Consider the following 1777-nt stretch of genomic DNA (forward strand, 5'->3'; position numbering starts at 1 on the left):
CCAAACCAAACAGCGACTTTAATTGAACAAACACGAACTAAACAAGACAGCCACTCTATTTTTAATCTGGCTATTCACTTTTAGGTTGAGAATTTATCTTTTAATATTGGGTTACTTTTATTTCATCCATTAAATAAGACATTAGCACGCTAAAACCTGAATTACACGCATGAAAATAACTGCAAGGTTGCAGTTTTAACTTTTGCCAAATGGTTTTTAATTTATGCGAGTAGCTTTTCGCAGTTACTGATATTCGCTCGCCGCTTTCGCTTTAAGTTTTCACAGTAACTTGCTTGTGAGGTCGGCCTGCCTACTGCGCCGTGAAATACGCGCGTAAATTGCGTAGTGAGTTTTAGCCAGTTATCTGAGGATATATTAAGCCTTTCTAGTAAAGGAAAGTTCATATTATCAATATGCCCGCGCTTATCCTCTCGTATTATTCGCCCTGTTAGCTCAACGAGTTCAAGGTACGATTTAAGCTCAAACGGCAGCCCTTTAGGCATAATCTGACGTGGCATGCCTGCAAAACGTAGTAACTGCTTAGGTTGTTTACCTTCTGCCGCGCATGTTAAGCGATTTTGTACACTGGTATGGTCTGACTCCTTTGGTGTGTTAGCCATTTTAGCTCTAATGGGATTTAAATCAACATAGGCCATACAGGCTGCAAGTGCTGCTTCATCTAGTAATGCTTGCGATTTGAATCTACCCTCCCAGAACCTCCCTGTGCAGTTATCTTCTTTATTTGCTCTGCGGGCAATGTCTTCATTTAACACCCGCATAAACCAGCTAATACTTGCTAGACGTTCGCGGTATTGTTTAACCGTTTGGTTGAAATAGATGAGTTCAACTTTACTTAGCTTTTCACCTTGTACATATTTTTGCGTTAACAATGTGCCTTTACACAGTTTATGCCAGCGAATAACAATCGCTTTATCATTCAGCCTGTTTGCTTTCTTATCATCTACATATAGTACTAAATGGGTATGATTACTCATGACGGCATAAGCAAATACATCAATACAAAATATTTTTGCTAATTCAAGCAGCTTATCTTCAACCCAACCTCGTCGATTCTCGTAAGATTGACCAGTAAAACGATCTTCCCCACATAAAAATGCACGACGAACACAGCGTGAAATACAATGGTAGTATTTTGTATCAACCAAACTTACTTGACGCTTTCTTGCGAAAGCCATAAGACACCCTGCTTGTTTTTTAGACTAGATAAAACGTAGTCCTTAATTGGCAGATTCAAGGTCGAAGTGCACCACCTTTACTAAACTATAAGTTCAGGAGGTGTGCCATGGGTACCCAATATTCACATTTATCTAACTTTGAACGTTGTCGTTTATTTGAGTGGTATCATTACCAAAAAAATCAATACGTGAGGTGAGCCGATTACTAAATCGTTCACATAGCACTATTAGCCGAGAGTTAAAGCGTAATAAATATGATTATTACGTACCAACTTATTACCCTCATCCAGCTCAAATGTATTACGAAGTAAGGGTAAGGGAGAGAGTTAAGCGAGTTAAGCTTAAGTCTGTTGAAGCTCAACGATATGTGACTGATAAGCTCAAGCTTGGGTGGAGTCCTGAGATCATAGCTGGGCGAATAAAATTTGATAAAACCTTACCCAACGTATCTCACGATGCCATTTATCAATATATATACAAGAATGAACCATCACTTATTGTATATTTAGCTAGGCAACATAAAAAACGTAAGAAAAAATATCCAACCCGTAAAACGAAAACAGTTTGGGGTCAAAGATGTA

Annotated in this window: 1 protein-coding gene and 2 pseudogenes; 2 read left to right on the forward strand and 1 reads right to left on the reverse strand. The window is 38.6% G+C overall.

Going from position 1 to position 1777, the window contains the following annotated elements; translation table 11 throughout:
• Positions 1-221 precede the first annotated feature (221 nt).
• Positions 222-1196 carry a transposase gene (locus H5072_RS18510; protein ID WP_182694397.1) on the reverse strand — a complete coding sequence of 325 codons (975 nt, stop codon included), beginning with the start codon at positions 1194-1196 and terminating at the stop codon, positions 222-224.
• Between the two features lie 160 nt (positions 1197-1356).
• On the opposite strand from H5072_RS18510, the pseudogene H5072_RS21580 reads away from it, so the two are divergent.
• Positions 1357-1437, forward strand: a pseudogene (locus tag H5072_RS21580) (helix-turn-helix domain-containing protein); the annotation flags it as partial.
• 54 nt (positions 1438-1491) lie between these two features.
• Positions 1492-1777, forward strand: a pseudogene (locus H5072_RS18515) (hypothetical protein); the annotation flags it as partial.

Source organism: Pseudoalteromonas sp. SR45-5 (assembly GCF_014163565.1).
GTDB classification, from domain to species: domain Bacteria; phylum Pseudomonadota; class Gammaproteobacteria; order Enterobacterales; family Alteromonadaceae; genus Pseudoalteromonas; species Pseudoalteromonas distincta.

Excerpts from the sequence above, each read along its gene's own strand:
- H5072_RS18510 (WP_182694397.1), bottom strand. The coding sequence starts at position 1,196 with ATGGCTTTCGCAAGAAAGCGTCAAGTAAGTTTGGTTGATACAAAATAC.